Below are 16,782 nucleotides of genomic sequence, written 5' to 3' on the forward strand. Positions count from 1 at the left end.
AATGGCCCGCACTGGGCGGTGCCGTCAATCCTGCTCGGCAAACGCCTGCCCGGCATCCCAGCCACCGCCTAGCGCGGCCACCAGTTGCACACTGGCCACCAGGCGCCCTTGCAGCAGGTTCAGCACACTGCGCTCGTTACTCAGCGCCGTGGCCTGCACGTTGACGACGTCCAGGTAACCGATCAAGCCTGCGCGGTACTGGTTTTCGGTCAGGCGCAGCGACTCACGGGCGGCATCCAGCGCCTCCTGGCGCACCACGGCTTCATCACCGTACACCTTCAACTGCACCAGCAGGTTTTCCACTTCCTTGAAGCTGTCCAGCACGGTCTGCCGGTACTGCGCAACAGTCTGGTCATACACCGCCACGGTGCGGTCAACCTCGGCACTGCGCTTGCCGGCGTCGAACAGGGTCAGCGCCAGTTGCGGCCCCACCGACCAGTAGCGGTTGGGCAATTCGATCCAGTTGTTGAAACTGCTGCTGGAATACCCCCCATTCATGCTCAGGCTGAGGTCCGGGAAGTACGCCGCCCGCGCCACGCCGATATTGGCGTTGGCAGCCATTACATTGCGCTCGGCCGCAGCAATGTCTGGCCGACGCTCGAGCAATTGCGAAGGCAGTGACACCGGAATGCGCGGCAGCGCGGGGATAGCCTTGCTGTCGGCCAGGTTGAAGTCGGCCGGAGGCTTGCCCAGCAACACCGCAATGGCGTTCTCGAACTGCGCACGCTGCCAGATCAGGTCGATCAGGTCAGCCTGGGTGCTTTTCAGCTGGGTGCGCGCCTGGGCGACCGCATCGGGGCCGGCAACGCCGGCGCGGTACTGGTTTTCATTCATCCGCAACGAACGCTGATAAGCGGCCACGGTCGCCTCGAGCAAGCGCTTCTGCTCGTCGATCACCCGCAGTTGCAGGTAGTTCTGCACCAGTTCCGATTGCTGGCTCAAGCGGATCGAGGCGAGGTCGGCGAGGCTGGCTTGGGCACTGGCCTGGTTGGCACTCAGGGTTTCCCGCAACTTGCCCCACAGGTCGATTTCCCAGCTCACGCCCAACTGCGCATTGTAGGTGTCGCGTATGCCGCTGCTGTTGTTGGACAGGCTGGAGCTGGAGCTGCCAGTACCCTGCGCCGAGCGGTTCTTGCTGGCGCTCAGGTCAAGGCTGGGGAACAGCGACGCACGGCTGCTGCGTACCAGCGCCTGGGCCTGGCGGTACTGGGCTTCGGACTGCGCCACGGTCTGGTTGCTGCGGTTCAGTTCCTCGACCAGCGCATTGAGCCCGGCGTCGCCATAGATTTCCCACCAGGCGCCACGGGCGATGGCATCGGACGGTGTGGCCTGGGTCCAGCCCTCGGCGTGTTTGAACTGCGCCGCCGTGCTGTCCAGCGCCGGGCGCTGGTAGTCCGGGCTCAGGGTGCAGGCACTGAGCACGACCACGCACAACCCGGCGCTGAGCAGGCGCGAGCCACGCCCGCGGGTCAACGCCTGCAGGCCACGGTGCAGTGGGGAGTGGGCAAATGTCATAGCGGGGTTTCCATGGCGGCGTCGGTGCGCACACCGCGCCAACGGTTGAAGCGGTGGCGCAGGCGGTCGAGGTACAGATAGACCACCGGCGTCGTGTAAAGGGTCAGGATCTGGCTGAACACCAGGCCACCGATGATGGTCAGGCCCAGCGGCTGGCGCATTTCGGCGCCTTCGGCCTGGCTCAGCAGCAGCGGCAAGGCACCGAGGATGGCCGCCAAGGTGGTCATCAGGATGGGCCGCAGGCGCAGCAGGCACGCGCGGCGAATCGACTCCTCCGGAGACAGGCCCTGATGACGCTCAAGCTGCAGGGCCAGGTCGATCATCAGGATGGCGTTCTTCTTCACCACGCCAATCAGCAGGAACAACCCCAGCAGCGAAATCAGGCTGAACTCGCCACCGGTCAGGTACAGCGCCAGCAAGGCACCGACGCCGGCCGACGGCAACGTGGAGAGAATGGTCAGCGGGTGAATGTAGCTTTCATACAGAATACCCAGCACCAGGTACACCAGCAGCAATGCACCCAGGATCATGAACGGCTGGCCCTGCTGGGTCTTGGCAAAGGCATCGGCGCTGCCGCCGAGCTTGGCGATCACCCCCTCCGGCAGGCCCAGGGTCGCCACTGCCCGCTCTACCGCGGCCAGGGCCTGGTCGGGGCTATAGCCTTCGGCAATGTCGAAGGCGATGTCTTCGGCAGCGAACTGGCCTTCGTGGCTGACCCTGTCGTTGGCCAGGGTATTCTCGTAGTGGGCGATGGTCGACAACGGCACCCGGGCACCGTCAGCTGTGATCACCTGCACTTGTTCGAGGGTGCTGGGGTCCCAGGCGTATTTCGGGTTGATTTCCAGCACCACCTGGTACTGGTTGAGGCTGTCGTAGATGGTGGAAATCTGGCGCTGGCTGTAGGCGTTGTTCAGCACCGTGGTGACCATGTCCATGTCGATCCCCAGCCGCTTGGCCTGGTCGCGGTCCACCACCAGTGTCACCTGCTGGGTGCCACCCCCATCGCGGGCGTCGATGGCAGTCAGCTGCGGCAGCGCGCGCAGTGCCGCCACCACCTTCGGGAACCACTCGCGCAACGCCGCCAGGTCGCCGCTTTGCAGGGTGTACAGGTACTGCGACGAGGTCTGGTCACGCCCGCCGCCCCCCAATTGCAAGTCCTGGTCGGCCATCAGGAACAGCCGCCCACCCGGCACCTTGGGCATCTCTTTGCGCAGGCGCTCGATCACTTTTTGCGCGTCCAGCTTGCGCTCGCTGATCGGCTTCAGGCGCACCAGTATCATGGCATTGTTGGTGCCGCTGTTGCCGCCGATGAAGCCGGCAACGCTCTGCACCGCAGGATCGGCGAGCAAGGCGCGACGGTAGGTTTCCATCTTCGGCTGCATCACGCTGAACGACAGGCCATCGTCACCGCGGATAAAGCCCATCAGTTGGCCGGTGTCCTGCTGGGGCATCAGCGTCTTGGGCACCACCACGTACAACGCGATATTCAGGCCAATGGTCGCCAGCAGGCTGAACAGGGTCAGGCGCTTGTGGCGCAGGGCCCAACCCAGGCTGCGGTCATAGGCGTCGACCATGCGCAGGTGGAGCTTGTCGCTCCAGCGTTGCAGGCGGGTCTGCTCGGCGTTGTGCGGCCTGAGCCAGCGCGCGCAGAGCATCGGCGTAAGGGTCAACGACACCACCAGCGACACGATGATTGCCGCCGCCAAAGTGATGGAAAATTCCTGGAACAGGTTGCGCACGATGCCGCCCATGAACAGGATGGAAACGAACACCGCCACCAGCGAGACGTTCATCGACAGCAAGGTGAAGCCGACTTCCTTGGCACCCAGGAAGGCCGCCTTCATGGGCGGCTGGCCGTCTTCGATGTGCCGGGAAATGTTCTCGAGCACCACGATGGCATCGTCCACCACCAGGCCAGTGGCAAGGATCAGCGCCATCAATGACAGGTTGTTGAGCGAAAAACCACACAGGTACATGACAGCGAAAGTACCCACCAGCGATACCGGCACCGCCAGGCTGGGGATCAACGAGGCGCGCAGGCTGCCGAGGAACAGGTAGACCACCAGGATCACCAGCACCACCGCGATCAGCAGGGTGTGCTCGGCCTCCTTGAGGCTGGCATTGATGACCGGCGACCGGTCCATGGCCACGTTCAGTTGCACGCTGGCGGGCAGCAGCGACTGCAGGGCCGGCAGCTGCGCCTTGATCTGCCCGACCGTCTCGATGATGTTGGCGCCAGCCTGGCGGTTGACCACCAGCAGCACTGCCGACTGGTCATTGAAGAAGCCACTGTTGTAGCGGTTTTCGACCCCGTCGGTAATCGCAGCCACGTCGGACAGACGCAGAATGGTCCCGTTCTGCTGGCGAATGACGATGGGCTCGTAGTCCTTGGCCTTCTCCAACTGGTCATTGGCGCGCACCTGCCAGTTGCGCTCGGCGTCTTCGACAAAGCCCATGGGCCGGCGCTGGTTGGCGTTGGCCACCGCGGTGCGCACTTCATCCAGTGACAGGCCGTACTGGTTGAGCAATTGCGGTTCGACGGCAATGCGCACCGCCGGCAACGAACTACCGCCGATCTGCACCTCCCCTACCCCGGACACCTGGGCCAGGCTCTGCGCCAGAATGGTGTCGGCCAGGTCGTACAGCTGCCCCTTCTGCAACACGTCCGAGGTCAGCGAAAGCACCATGACCGGCGCCTGCGATGGGTTGATCTTCTTGTAGGTAGGCATGCTGCGCATGCCGCTGGGCAGCAGGTTGCGGGTGGCATTGATGGCCGCCTGCACTTCACGCGCCGCACCGTCGATATCACGGCCTATCTCGAAACCGATGATCACCCGCGTCGAGCCCTGGTTGGAGCTGCTGGTCAGGGTGGTCACGCCAGCGATGCTGCCCAGCTTGCGCTCCAGTGGCGTGGCCACGGTAGAGGCCATGACCTCGGGGCTGGCACCGGCCAGATTGGCCGACACCACGATCACCGGGAAATCCATTTCCGGCAGTGGCGCAACCGGCAGCAGCTTGAAGCTGACCCCACCCAGCAGCATGATCGCCAGGCTCAGCAGCATCGTCGCCACCGGGCGACGAATGAACGGCCCCGACAGATTCATGCTTCGGCCTGCTTCGCGCTATCGGCCGGGCGCCAGCGGCGCGCCAGGCGGTCGAAGTACAGGTAGATGACCGGCGTGGTGAACAACGTCAGCACCTGGCTGACCAGCAAGCCACCGACCATCACCAGGCCCAGCGGCTGTCGCAGCTCGGCGCCGGAGCCTGTGGCCAGCATCAGTGGCACGGCCCCGAACAGCGCCGCCAGGGTGGTCATCAGGATTGGCCGGAAGCGCAACAGCGCCGCCTGGTAGATGGCGTCCCGGGGGCTCATGCCTTGATGGCGTTCGGCTTCGAGGGCGAAATCGATCATCATGATCGCGTTCTTCTTGACGATGCCGATCAGCAGGATGATGCCGATGATCGCGATCATGCCCAGGTCGTTGCCGCTGATGAGCAAGGCCAGCAAGGCGCCGACGGCCGCCGACGGCAGCGTCGAGAGGATGGTCACCGGGTGGATGTAGCTCTCGTACAGCACGCCCAGCACGATGTACATGGTGACCACCGCTGCCAGAATCAGCAGCAAGGTGCTCGACAGCGAGGCCTGGAAGGCCTCCGCCGCCCCCTGGAAGCGGGTTTGCACCCCAAGCGGCATGCCGATGTCCTGCTGTACCTGCTCGATCACCTGCACTGCTTCACCCAGTGACGCGCCATGGGCCAGGTTGAAAGACAGGGTCACGGCCGGGAACTGGCCAATGTGCGAGATCGCCAACTGGGCCTGGCGCTGCTCGATGCGCGCCAATGCCGACAGGCGTACCTGGCCGCCATCGGCAGCCTTGACGTGGACCGACTCCAGCGCCTGCGGGCCGATGACCGCGGCATCTTTGGCTTGCAGCACCACGCGGTACTGGCTGGCCTGGGTGTAGATGGTCGAGATCTGCCGCTGGCCAAACGCGTCGTACATGGCGTTGGTGACCTGCGACACGGTGATGCCCAAACGGCTGGCCATGTCGCGGTCGATGACCAGGTACACCTGCAGGCCTTTATCCTGCAGGTCACTGGCCACATCGGCCAGCTCGGGGCGCTGCTGCAGCGCCTGCACCAGTGTGCCGCTCCATTGCGCCAACAGGTCGGCATCGGGCGACGACAGGCTGAACTGGTACTGGGTGCGGCTGACGCGGTCTTCGATGCTCAGGTCCTGCACCGGTTGCATGAACAGGCGAATGCCCACCAGGCGGTCGACTTGAGGCTGCAGCCGGCTGATCACTTCACTGGCCGTGACGTCGCGTTCGCCGTGGGGCTTGAGGTTGATCAGCAAGCGGCCGCTGTTGAGCGTGGCGTTGTCACCATCGACACCAATATAGGACGACAGGCTTTGTACGGCCGGGTCCTGCAGGATCACCTTGCTCAAGGCCTGCTGGCGCTCGCTCATGGCGGCGAACGAAGTGGACTGCGGCGCTTCGGAGATGCCCTGAATGACCCCGGTGTCCTGCACCGGGAAGAAGCCCTTGGGCACCACCATGTAGAGGAACACCGTCAACACCAGGCTTGCCACCGCCACCAGCAAGGTCAGCGGCTGGTGCCTGAGCACCCATTGCAGGGCACTGCCGTAGTGTTTGATCAGCCAGTCGATCCAGGCGCCACTGGCACGGTAGAACCGGCCCTGCTCTTCTTCCTTGGGTTCACGTTTGAGCAGGCGCGCGCACATCATTGGCGTCAGGGTCAGCGACACCACCAGGGAAATCAGGATGGCCACCGCCAGGGTGATGGCGAACTCGCGGAACAGGCGGCCGACCACGTCGGCCATGAACAGCAGCGGGATCAGTACCGCAATCAGCGAGAACGTCAGCGATATCAGGGTGAAGCCAATTTGCCGGGCGCCCTTGAGCGCGGCCTGCATGGGCGTTTCGCCCTCTTCGATATGGCGGGAAATGTTCTCCAGCATGACGATGGCGTCGTCGACCACGAAGCCGGTGGCGATGGTCAGCGCCATCAGCGTGAGGTTGTTGACCGAGAAGCCGGCCAGGTACATCACGCCGAAGGTGCCGATCAGCGACAGCGGTACCGCGATGGACGGAATGAGGGTGGCGCTGGCCCGGCGCAGGAAGACGAACGTGACCATGACCACCAGCACGATGGCGATCAGCAGTTCGTGCTGGACATCCTTGACCGCGGCACGGATGGTCTGGGTACGATCGGTGAGCACCGACACATCCAGGCCCGCAGGCAGGTTGTCGGTGATAGACGGCAGCAGCGCCTTGATGCGGTCTACCACTTCGATCACGTTGGCACCCGGCTGGCGCTGGATGTTCAGCAGTACCGCATGGTTTTCGTTGGCCCAGGCTGCCAGGCGCTCGTTCTCGGCACCGTCGACGATTTCGGCCACGTCCTTCAGGCGCAGCGGCGCACCGTTGTTATAGGCCAGGATCAGGTTGGCGTATTCCTCGGGGGAGCGCAGCTGGTCGTTGGCGTCGAGCATCGACACGCGGGTGGGCCCGTCGAAGTTGCCCTTGGGCTGGTTGACGTTGGACGCGCCGATCAGCGTGCGGACATCTTCAAGGTTCAGGCCATTGGCCGCCAAGGCATCGACATTGACCTTGATCCGCACCGCCTGGCGCTGGCCCCCGGCGATGCTCACCATGCCCACGCCGCTGATCTGCGCAAGCTTCTGCGCCACCCGGGTATCGACCAGGTCGTTGAGCTTGGGCAGCGGCATGGTCTTGCTGGAAATGGCCAAGGTCAGTACCGGCGTGTCGGCCGGGTTGACCTTGTTGTACACCGGCGGCGCCGGCAGGTCGCTGGGCAGCAGGTTGCTGGCGGCGTTGATCGCGGCCTGTACCTGCTGCTCGGCAACGTCCATGTTCATGTCCAGGTTGAAACGCAGGGTGAGCACCGATGCGCCGCCGGAGCTGGTCGAGGCCATTTGCTCAAGCCCGGGCATCTGGCCGAACTGGCGCTCCAGCGGCGCGGTCACCGCGCTGGTCATGACCTCCGGGCTGGCGCCGGGGTACAGGGTCATGACGCGGATGGTCGGGTAGTCCACCTGCGGCAAGGCAGAAACCGGCAGCAGCTTGTAGGCGATCAGGCCGGCCAGCACGATGGCCAGCATGCTCAGCGTGGTGGCGACCGGCCGCAGGATGAACAGGCGCGAGAGGTTCATGCGCCCGCCTTGCCTGCTGCGGCACCAGGCTGCGCTTGCCCTGGCTGGCCCTCACCGGCATGTTCCGACCCTTTGGCATCCTGGCCCTGCAGTTTCTGGCCTGGGGTCGTCGGCACCTGCGAGCTGTTTTCGACCACCTCGACCTTGGTGCCCTCGCGCAGGCGGTCGGTACCTTCCAGTACCAGGCGGTCGCCGGCCTTCAGGCCGTCGAGGATGACGCTGTGCTCGCCATCACTGGCACCGACCTTGAGCTTGCGTACATTGACCGTGCTCTGGTCGTTGACGACGTAGGCGAACGTGCCGTCATTACCGAACTGAATGGCTGCCGCCGGGGCCATGACCACCTGCTTGAGGGTGTCGGCCAGCAGACGCACGTTGACGAACTGGTTGGGGAACAGGGCCAGGTCCTTGTTCTCGAAGCGGCCCTTGAATTTCAGGGTGCCGGTGGTGGTGTCGATCTGGTTGTCGATACTGGCCAGTACCCCCTTGGACTGCAGCTTGCTGTCACTGCGGTCCCAGGCCTCGACCGGCAGGCTGGCGCCGCTGCGGTAACGCTGCAGCACGGTGTCCAGTTCGGTTTCCGGCAAGGTGAAGGCAACGCTGATGGGCTCGGTCTGGGTGATGACCACCAGGGCATTGGTGTCGTTGGCCGCTACCAGGTTCCCCAGATCGAGCTGGCGCAGGCCCACCCGGCCGTTGATCGGGGCGCGGATCTGGGTGAACTCCAGGTTCAGCCGGGCATCGTTGACTTGCGCCTGGTTGGTCTTGACCAGGCCCTGAAACTGCGCCACCTGGGCCTCGGCCGTGTCGAGGGTCTGCTTGGCGATACTGTCTTCGGCGTACAAGCCTTTGTAGCGGGCCAGGTCGACCTGGGCGTTCTTCAACTGCGCCTGGTTCTGTGCCAGCGTGCCTTCGGCCTGCTGCAGCGCGATCCGGTAGGTGCGCGGGTCGATTTCGGCGAGCAGGTCGCCGGCTTTGACCTGCTGGCCTTCCTTGAAGTGGATTTTGACCAGCTCGCCTGCCACGCGGCTGCGCACGTTGACGGTGTTGGTAGCAGTCACTGTACCCAGCGCCTTGTAATACAGCGGGAAGTCACCCACGGTCACGGGTTCGACGCGCACAGGCACCGGATCGGTTGAACCACCGAAGCCCGGGCGGCCGCCCATGCCCATGCCTTTGCCACCACGCCCGCCGCTGGCGTCCTTATGCCCAGGCGTTGCTGCAGGCCACAGCCACCAGGCCAGCGCAGCCACCAGCAGCAGGATCAGCAGGCCGAGCAGCCAGCGACGAGGGGAACGGGAATTGGACGCTTGCATGGGTTGAACGAACCTTGTTCGGAATGACGGCTTGGGGAGGGTGAACGATAAGCACTGGCATCGTTTTAGCAAAGGGCCTTTACCAGAGGTTTACCTTTGGCTGACGTTGCCAAGACGCGGAATTTTAAATGAAAACGGCCCGGAACGTGTTCCAGGCCGTTACAGGGTATTGCTTGGAGCGCGCTGAGGGCTGTGGGGTTCCACAGACCGAGCGCCACCCGCGCGGCGCATCGCGAGCTGCGCTCGCTCCTACGTTTGTTTCGGGCCAGTATTGCCTGGGCCAGGCGCGCGCGACCGCCTTGTTCGCACGGCGCTATATCGAGCCATGCCCCAAGGCGTTCGCGCGCAAATCACACAGGCATAATTGGCGCGAAACAAACGTAGGAGCGAGCGCAGCTCGCGATGCGCCGCGCGGGCGGCGCTCGATCTCACAAGCGCTAAAGATGCCACGGCGAGCACTGACAACCCTGCAGAGCAGAGCTGCACTCTTTCCTACAGGGCTATCACAACATCAAAGCGCTCCGCGACAGGCGCGCTGCTTACCTCAGTACCGCCAGTGCAGCCTCGTAGTCCGGTTCTTCAGCGATTTCGCCGACCAGCTCGCTGTGCAGCACTTTATCGTTCTCGTCCAGCACCACCACGGCGCGGGCGGCCAGGCCAGCCAGCGGGCCATCGGCGATGGCCACGCCGTAGTTTTCGAGGAACTCGCGGCCACGCAGGGTCGACAGGTTCTTCACGTTCTCCAGGCCCTCGGCGCCGCAGAAACGTGCCTGCGCAAACGGCAGGTCGGCGGAGATGCACAGCACCACGGTGTTGGCTACATCGTTGGCCTGGGCGTTGAACTTGCGCACCGAAGTGGCACAGGTTGGGGTGTCGACGCTCGGGAAGATGTTCAGCACCTTGCGCTTGCCGGCGTAGTCTTTCAGCGACTTGTCAGCCAGGCCTTCACCCACCAGGGAAAAAGCCGGAGCCTGGGCGCCGGCCTGTGGCAGGTTGCCGTTGACCTGGACCGGGTTGCCTTTGAGAGTCACTTGAGCCATGACGAAATCCTTATGCGGGGTTTGAAAAGGACACCGAGTTAAGCATGAAGGCGGCCTAGTGCCTATGGGGGCGGGTGAAATTCTTCTATGGCCAGACTTTTTATGTGGATAAAAGCGGATACCCCTAACGCAGGACAGCAACCACCCTTCTCGCTCACCTTTAAAAGCCTGATAACAATGTTTGTTGTTTAGGCTCGCACAATGGAAGGAGCTTGGTTTCCAACATGCTCGCAAGGCCTGTGGTAGAGGCGATCCGGCCCAACTAATCGCCCACTTGCAAATAGCAAGGTAAATAATCCTACAAATCTATCGGAAATTTCGCCCACGCAAAAATCTTGTACACCTTGAAAGAGGCGCTACCATCACAAGTGCCGCAATTAAGCGGCCCCTTATGGAGACTCAACTATGAAACCTGTCAAGATGGAATCTACAAAACTTGCCAATCTCGCCCTCCTGGTCAAGAAATGCCAGTAAACCTTAGACGATGACAATAAAGCGCAGTGCCGGCCTGCGCTTTAGCTTGAGGAACAACCCATGGTCAATAAAGACTGCTTTTTTTTCGTCTTGAACAACGCCCTTATTTTCTGGGACTTCAAAAAACACAAGCAGTACCAGTTGTCGGCCGAGCACGCACACAAACTGATATCAGTGATTTATGAGCAACCCTGCTACGTTCCAAATGACAATGTGCTTCAGGACCTGAAACACTGCGAAGTTATCAACAGCCCCAGCAGAGATGAAAAAAATTGGGGGGGGATATCCTCTCTCGCCTATTTCATTATGGGACGAAAGATATAATAATAGAGCAACAGCCAACCAGTGAGCATGATTGGGCATCTCAATACTTGGAGCATTGCATCACCGCACTGAGTGAAGCCGCTCCCGCAGAACTTAGCGAAATAAAAGAGAATGGCATCCAACTGTCGACCTCAAAGTCGGACGGCGAATTCGAGAAGCTTCTCAAGCAACGCGCCACCGTGAGAAACTTTCATCGCGCATCAATTTCCTCAGAACAACTTGGGCAAATATTGCAATACACCCTCGGCTTTATTGACAACCGAACGCCTAACAATCAAAAAGCAGCCATTGAGCCGTTTTCTCAACGCCGCAGCAGTCCATCGGCAGGTGGATTAAATGCTACGGAAGGCTATGTGTATATCGCAAATGTCGAAGGCATGGAGCCTGGCATTTACCGATACGAAGCTTCTACACATCAATTGCACTGGCGCAATCAACTACCGCCCAGATTGGGCGACTTGCTTTCTGGGCAACATTTTGCGAACGATATCCCTGCAGGACTATTTCTGACCTGCAGGCTCGATAAGTTGTGGTGGAAATATAAGCACTCCCGCGCTTATCGAATGGCACTTATAGAAATTGGCCACATAGCTCAAACATTTCAACTCACCGCCACTGCTAACGGCCTAAGTACCTGGCTCACCGGAGCATTGAACGAGTGTGTGATCGAGCCGCTCTTGAAGCTCGAAAGCGGTAATGAACAGGTGTTTTTCTTCGTCGGATGCGGCCACAGTGATGGCTCCGCCATTCCCGACTGTCTAAAGCTTCTTTTGCATAATGACTCGTAGGGTGCTCGTCATGACTAAAGCGACCCAACGAAGCCTCATCCTTTTTCGAAACTGGCACTCATCCAGCACTGTGCGTTCGCGACCCTTTGCCTATCAATTCACGAAAGCGGACTTCGCACAAACTGAGCCCAGCTTATGGTTTCCTGCCGAACTCAGCCCTGCTCTAACCCATGACTCAGTGCAGGCTCTACCCAAGAAAGAATTACTGAATTTACATGTAGCCCATCTGGTGCACTTTATGGACTACACAACAACACTAGAGATATCTTATGTAAATGAGGCCGTGCATTGCATCATCGCTGGCAATCTACAGAAATATTTTGAAGAAGAAGCACGCTGTGCCGCACTTAAGCTTTACGCCGACGAAGGTTATCATGCACTTTTCTCAAAAACAATCGCAGACCAGGCAGCACAGCATTATAGCTTGGAACGCACTAATTCCACTCGCCTAGAATCACTAAACTACATCCTAGAAAAAAGCCCGAAAACATTCAAATGCTTAACCCGCTTCTGCATTGGATTTGTATCCGAGACATTGATCACCCCCGAGCTTCTTAAATTATCTAGCCATACGCTTGTGGACCCTGTGGCAAATATGCTGAGGGATCACATACATGATGAAGGGCGTCACGCAATTTTCTTCTCCGAATGCTTTACTAGCCTATGGCAGAAAATCTCTAAAATCGAAAGAGACTACGTGGCCCATATTTTACCCACAATTATTATGGCGTTCTGCGAGCCCGATCTACCATTCTTGCACAAGCTGTTCAAAACTCGGCCTCGCCTGGGGGGTGATGTCGCCGCCTATGTACTAGCTAACCGCTCATCGCGAGTGATGCACATTTGCGCACCGACGCTGCGAGCTATTGAGCGTACCGAATTGCTAGCCAACAAAGATTATTTCTTGCTATTTAAAGCTTCCGGATTGGTAGCATGATCGCTTACTCAGCTAAACTGCGCTACCCTCTGTACTCGACATTGCTGGTTCTGATATCCCTGCTAGGGGTATTTCCGCTGGATGTGATCCTACCCTCATTCCCTACGCTGGCAGATAGGTTTCGGGTCGGTGCAGAGCAGATAGCCTACTCGGTGAGTTTCTTTGCTGTCGGCGTTGCAATGGCGCAACTCGTCATCGGCCCTCTGTCGGATAGTATCGGGCGCAAACGTCTGTTGCTGGGCGGGCTCGGATTAGCCATTTTAGGGGCGCTTGGTTGCGCATGCTCTACCACCTATCAAATGTTCATGGCATTCCGTTTACTACAGGCGCTGGGGTGTGGCAGCCTCGTCTTAGGCCAAGCGCTAGTGCAGGATCTATACAGAGATGAACATCGTAATACCATGCGAATCCTCTTAACCAGCTCAAGCGGGCTGTTCATCTCAATATCACCGCTGGTAGGTGCGCTCCTCCAGCAATCCTTTGGCTGGCAGGCAAGCTTTATAAGCTTCGCTATTATCGCTTCTATAGTTTCACTCCTGGCGTATGTACTCCTACCAAGTACAACTGCCTTGCAACGCAAAGCGCCCGGTATTTCCAGTTATCGTATAATGCTGCGAGACACGACCTTCCTCGCCTATACACTGCAGACCAGTCTCGCCTTCTCCTGCCATTTTTCCTTTATCGTGATAGCACCACTCCTCCTGATGAGCAGGTTGGGGCTGACGACCTATCAATTTTCCATTGTATTCATTGGCTACGGGGTGGCATACATCGCCGGGGGAGCGGCTGCAACCTATCTGAACCGACGTGTTAGCCCACAGGCTCAAATAAAAGCGGGCTTTCTGCTCATCAGCGCCGGGGGCATAACCCTTGTTATCTGGGAACGGTTTTCGGAGCTATCTGTGGCAGGCATTATGCTAGCTGTGCTCATATGTACTACAGGGACAACGCTGGTGCGCCCGGCCGCGACGACGCAGGCCTTGGCACGCTATCCATGTCAAGCGGGTGCTGCAGCATCGCTTAACACGACATTCCTGTTCGCTGGGGCTGGCGGTATAAGCAGTGTGGTAGCAGGCGTCGAGCGTACGCTTCCAGGGGGCTTGGGGCTGCTGTTCGTGCTAGCGAGCTTGTGCGGAGGGTGGCTACTTGCTTACACCAAGGTCGATGAAATCCCATGCAGGTGAGACCCTGATTTCACGCGCAAAAAACCCGGGCGGCGCCAGCCAACCCGGGCTTGTTTCATAGCCAGCCGTGACTCAGCCCAGCAGGCCGTACACCACCGAAGTCAGCGCAACCAGGCCCACCACCACCACGAATACGTTGGACGCCGCGCCGCTGTACTTGCGCATGGACGGTACACGGCGGATGGCGTACATCGGCATCAGGAACAGCAGCACCGCAAGGATCGGGCCGCCGAGCGATTCGATCATGCCGAGGATGCTCGGGTTGAGGGTGGCGACGATCCAGCACACTACCAGCATCAACCCTGCAACCACCCGGTCCAGGGCCTTGGCGCCCGGGCGCGCGCCGGTCTTGGCGATAATGCCCTTGAGGCCTTCACTGGCACCGATGTAGTGGCCGAGGAACGACTTGGCGATGGCCACGAAGGCAATCAGCGGCGCGGCAAACGCGATGGTGGGGTTGCTGAAGTGGTTGGCCAGGTACGACAGGATCGACAGGTTCTGCGCCTTGGCTTCAGCCAGCTGCGCGCTGCTCAGGGTCAGCACGCAGCTGAACACGAAGAACAGCACCATCACCACCATCAACAGGTGGGCACGCCGCAGAATCTGCCCGCTGCGCTCATCGGCGTGGTCGCCGTAGCGGCGTTTCTGGTCCACGGCGAAGGCCGAAATGATCGGCGAGTGGTTGAAGGAAAACACCATCACCGGAATGGCCAGCCACAAGGTGTGCAGGAAGGCCGAGGCCGGTGGCACCTGGGTGGCGCTATCGAGGATACCGCCAGTCCAGTGTGGCACCAGGTACAGGCCCAGCAGCGCCAGGGCAACGATGAACGGGTACACCAGCAGGCTCATGACCTTGACCGTGGCCTGCTCGCCGCAGCGCACGATGGCCAGCAGGCCAAGAATCAGCACGAACGACAGCATGGCCCGTGGCGGTGGCTGCAAGTGCAACTGGTGCTCGATGAAGCTGGACACGGTGTTGGTCAGCGCCACGCTGTAGATCAGCAGGATCGGGAAGATGGCGAAGAAGTACAGCACGGTGATCGAGGTGCCCGCAGTGCTGCCGAAATGCTCCTTGACCACCTCGGTGATATCACCACCGGTGCGCCCGGAAAGCACGAAACGGGTCAGCCCACGGTGGGCGAAATAGGTCATCGGGAATGCCAGCACGGCCAGGACCAGCAGCGGCCAGAAGCCGCCAAGGCCGGCGTTGATCGGCAGGAAAAGGGTGCCAGCACCGATGGCGGTGCCGAACAGGCCCAGCATCCAGGTGGTGTCGTGCCGCGCCCAGTTACCGAGGGTGGCGGGGGTCGATTCTGCAAAGCGTTGTTCAACGCTTGGGGCCTGCTCATTCATTCCGGGTGAAGCTCCACTCGCAAGACTGCAACAGGCTGAGAATGGCGAAATAGTGCGTTCGCCCAACTCAACCGGAAAAGAGGGGCGCGATTGTGCACGGAAAGGTTGCACTTGCGAAGCCCTTTTCCGAGGGGCGGTTGCACTTGTCTTTACAAGTGGCAGGCATCGCGGGTGTTGCGCGGTGGATGCAGGAGCGGCCTTGCAGCGCGAACGGGGTGCTCAGCACCCCGATGCAGGGTTACTTCTGCACGGCAGCAAACGCCTCGGCTACGCGTTGAAGGTTGGCCGGGCGCAGGCCGGACATGCACACGCGGCCGCTATCGATCAGGTACACGCCAAATTCGTCGCGCAGGCGGCGGACCTGCTCGACGCTGAAGCCGGTGTAGCTGAACATGCCACGCTGGCGCAGGAAGAACTGGAAGTCCTGGCCTGGAAGCAGCACGGCCAGGGCATCGACCAGCGCCTGGCGCATATCCAGAATGCGCTTGCGCATCACTTCGACTTCCTCGGCCCACTGGGCATTCAGGCCGGCATCGCCGAGCACACCAGCCACCAGTTGGGCACCGAAATTGGGCGGGCTGGAATAGTTGCGGCGCACGGTGGCCTTGAGCTGGCCCAGCACGCTCTGTGCGGTGGCCGCGTCGTCGCACACCACTGACAAGCCACCGACCCGCTCGCCATACAGCGAGAAGATTTTCGAGAACGAGTTGCTGACCAGGCACGGTACGCCGGCACGGGCCATTTCGCGGATAGCGTAGGCGTCCTCGACCAGGCCCTCGGCAAAGCCCTGGTAGGCGATGTCGAGGAACGGGATCAACTGGCGGGCCTTGACCACTTCGACCACTTGCTGCCACTGGTTCTGGGCCAGGTCGGCACCGGTCGGGTTATGGCAGCACGGGTGCAGCAGGACCACGCTATTGGCCGGCAGCGCTTGCAGGGTGGCCAGCATGCCGTCGAAGTCGACGCCGCGAGTGGCCTGATCGAAGTACGGGTAGGTGTGCACCTTGAAGCCGGCACCCTCGAAGATGGCGCGGTGGTTGTCCCAGGTCGGGTTGCTGACCCAGACTTCCGACTGCGGGAAGTAGCGCTTGAGGAAGTCGGCGCCGACCTTCAACGCGCCAGAGCCACCCACGGTCTGCACCGTGGCCACGCGCCCACCCGTCACGGCCGGGTGATCGGCGCCGAACAGCAGCGCCTGAATCGCCTGACGGTAGCTGGCCAGGCCTTCCATAGGCAGGTACAGGGACGCTTCATGGTTCTGGCCGGCGATGCGCTTTTCCACCGCATCCACCGCCGCCAATTGCGGCACCACGCCGGCCTCATCGTAATACAGGCCGATGCTCAGGTTGACCTTGTCGGCGCGCGGGTCGGCCTTGAAAGTTTCCATCAACGAGAGGATCGGGTCGCCGGCATAGGCATCGACATGTTTGAACACAGCGTGCAGCTCCTTGGATCAGGACAGTACGAAAAGTCAGCCCTGAGCATACCCGCACACACGGCTCAGGAACATCCACTAATGTGCAAGGTTGTCTATGCAACATTGCATGGCCAGGGTTTTATGCTGGCAGTGATGGTCCCATCGCCGGCAAGCCAGCCACAGGGATCGCATCAGGGCTGGCAGGTGTTTGTCAGAAGATATGCAGCGCCTGTTA

11 protein-coding genes are annotated in these 16,782 nt (G+C 60.8%); 4 read left to right on the plus strand and 7 right to left on the minus strand.

What is annotated here, in order from left to right:
• Positions 1-24: 24 nt before the first annotated feature.
• The 5 genes from EGJ22_RS20320 to tpx all read right to left on the minus strand — a co-directional run bounded on the left by EGJ22_RS20320 (position 25) and on the right by tpx (position 10,070).
• Entirely contained in the window at positions 25-1,515 is a 1,491-nt protein-coding gene (locus tag EGJ22_RS20320) for an efflux transporter outer membrane subunit (RefSeq protein WP_029886914.1), read from the minus strand.
• Positions 1,512-4,619, minus strand: coding sequence for an efflux RND transporter permease subunit (locus EGJ22_RS20325; protein ID WP_009682404.1), 3,108 nt, complete (start codon positions 4,617-4,619; stop codon positions 1,512-1,514). The genes EGJ22_RS20320 and EGJ22_RS20325 overlap by 4 nt, the downstream gene beginning before the upstream one ends.
• Entirely contained in the window at positions 4,616-7,714 is a 3,099-nt protein-coding gene (locus EGJ22_RS20330) for an MdtB/MuxB family multidrug efflux RND transporter permease subunit (protein WP_029886913.1), read from the minus strand. Before EGJ22_RS20330 ends, EGJ22_RS20325 begins: the two co-directional genes overlap by 4 nt.
• Complete coding sequence (locus tag EGJ22_RS20335) at positions 7,711-9,030, minus strand: MdtA/MuxA family multidrug efflux RND transporter periplasmic adaptor subunit (RefSeq protein WP_029886912.1); 1,320 nt, start codon at positions 9,028-9,030, stop codon at positions 7,711-7,713. The genes EGJ22_RS20330 and EGJ22_RS20335 overlap by 4 nt, the downstream gene beginning before the upstream one ends.
• A gap of 539 nt (positions 9,031-9,569) precedes the next feature.
• The gene (gene tpx / locus EGJ22_RS20340) at positions 9,570-10,070 is read right to left on the minus strand and encodes a thiol peroxidase (protein WP_029887939.1); all 501 of its coding nucleotides are present in this window, start codon (positions 10,068-10,070) and stop codon (positions 9,570-9,572) included.
• An 845-nt stretch (positions 10,071-10,915) separates the two neighbouring features.
• On the opposite strand from tpx, the gene EGJ22_RS20345 reads away from it, so the two are divergent.
• Genes EGJ22_RS20345 through EGJ22_RS20355 form a run of 3 tightly spaced genes read left to right on the plus strand, consistent with a single transcriptional unit; the run spans position 10,916 to position 13,777 of the window.
• A complete protein-coding gene (locus EGJ22_RS20345) occupies positions 10,916-11,656 on the plus strand; it encodes a SagB family peptide dehydrogenase (RefSeq protein WP_177432070.1) in 741 nt (246 codons plus the stop codon).
• 10 nt (positions 11,657-11,666) lie between these two features.
• Positions 11,667-12,593, plus strand: a complete 927-nt coding sequence (locus tag EGJ22_RS20350; RefSeq protein ID WP_158619538.1) for a diiron oxygenase — start codon at positions 11,667-11,669, stop codon at positions 12,591-12,593.
• On the plus strand, positions 12,590-13,777 hold the full coding sequence (locus EGJ22_RS20355) for a Bcr/CflA family efflux MFS transporter (protein ID WP_029887941.1): 1,188 nt from the start codon (positions 12,590-12,592) through the stop codon (positions 13,775-13,777). The genes EGJ22_RS20350 and EGJ22_RS20355 overlap by 4 nt, the downstream gene beginning before the upstream one ends.
• Positions 13,778-13,849: 72 nt before the next feature.
• Here the strand turns inward: EGJ22_RS20355 and EGJ22_RS20360 are convergent, their stop codons facing one another.
• Together EGJ22_RS20360 and EGJ22_RS20365 are read right to left on the minus strand one after the other, a co-directional pair.
• Positions 13,850-15,130, minus strand: coding sequence for a serine/threonine transporter (locus EGJ22_RS20360; RefSeq protein WP_029887942.1), 1,281 nt, complete (start codon positions 15,128-15,130; stop codon positions 13,850-13,852).
• A 238-nt stretch (positions 15,131-15,368) separates the two neighbouring features.
• Positions 15,369-16,565 (minus strand): amino acid aminotransferase, encoded by a 1,197-nt coding sequence (locus EGJ22_RS20365; protein ID WP_029887943.1) that lies wholly within the window; start codon positions 16,563-16,565, stop codon positions 15,369-15,371.
• On the opposite strand from EGJ22_RS20365, the gene EGJ22_RS26275 reads away from it, so the two are divergent.
• Positions 16,554-16,782 (plus strand): hypothetical protein (locus tag EGJ22_RS26275; protein WP_125920373.1); only part of this gene is annotated, 229 nt, incomplete at its 3' end. The genes EGJ22_RS20365 and EGJ22_RS26275 overlap by 12 nt on opposite strands.

The sequence above is a fragment of the Pseudomonas sp. p99-361 genome (assembly GCF_003935475.1).
Lineage (GTDB): Bacteria > Pseudomonadota > Gammaproteobacteria > Pseudomonadales > Pseudomonadaceae > Aquipseudomonas > Aquipseudomonas juntendi.

Coding starts and splice junctions, on each gene's coding strand:
- EGJ22_RS20325 (WP_009682404.1), bottom strand. CDS start 4,619: ATGAATCTGTCGGGGCCGTTCATTCGTCGCCCGGTGGCGACGATGCTG.
- EGJ22_RS20320 (WP_029886914.1), bottom strand. CDS start 1,515: ATGACATTTGCCCACTCCCCACTGCACCGTGGCCTGCAGGCGTTGACC.
- tpx (WP_029887939.1), bottom strand. CDS start 10,070: ATGGCTCAAGTGACTCTCAAAGGCAACCCGGTCCAGGTCAACGGCAAC.
- EGJ22_RS20330 (WP_029886913.1), bottom strand. CDS start 7,714: ATGAACCTCTCGCGCCTGTTCATCCTGCGGCCGGTCGCCACCACGCTG.
- EGJ22_RS20335 (WP_029886912.1), bottom strand. CDS start 9,030: ATGCAAGCGTCCAATTCCCGTTCCCCTCGTCGCTGGCTGCTCGGCCTG.
- EGJ22_RS20355 (WP_029887941.1), top strand. CDS start 12,590: ATGATCGCTTACTCAGCTAAACTGCGCTACCCTCTGTACTCGACATTG.
- EGJ22_RS20350 (WP_158619538.1), top strand. CDS start 11,667: ATGACTAAAGCGACCCAACGAAGCCTCATCCTTTTTCGAAACTGGCAC.
- EGJ22_RS20360 (WP_029887942.1), bottom strand. CDS start 15,130: ATGAATGAGCAGGCCCCAAGCGTTGAACAACGCTTTGCAGAATCGACC.